Source organism: Paenibacillus sp. UASWS1643 (genome assembly GCF_008693195.1).
GTDB classification, from domain to species: domain Bacteria; phylum Bacillota; class Bacilli; order Paenibacillales; family Paenibacillaceae; genus Paenibacillus; species Paenibacillus amylolyticus_B.
Map to the genome: position 1 here is coordinate 1 of NZ_VXKZ01000045.1, position 393 is coordinate 393.

1 pseudogene is annotated in these 393 nt (G+C 41.7%); it reads left to right on the forward strand.

Annotated features, from left to right (window positions below):
• Window positions 1-42 precede the first annotated feature (42 nt).
• Window positions 43-393, forward strand: a pseudogene (locus FE296_RS00215) (hypothetical protein); the annotation flags it as partial.

Sequence of the window (393 nt, forward strand, 5' to 3'; positions counted from 1 at the left end):
GACGTGGAACCACCATTAGGAACCTCAAAAGTGAACAATGACGTGGAACCACAATTAGGAACCTCAGAAGTGAACAATGACGTGGAACCACCATTAGGAACATCAAAAATGAACAATGGAGTGGAACCGCAATTAGGAACCGCCAGAGGGAGTAATGATGTGATTCAGCGCCAAGAGGATGATGACTTCTTACGAATTTTTAGAGAGGAAATGGGCACCAAGCCTCTCACAGTGGAAGAAACGCATACACGTGACACATTTCTGATTGAAAATCAGCTTTTGGCCCGGTTGCGTCATTTAATCAAAATTGAAGACAAAGGTTTCAAAAAACGATTTATCAACTATGTGTTAGAAAAAGAAATTTCAAAGATCGAAAGGGCCAAGGGGATTCAG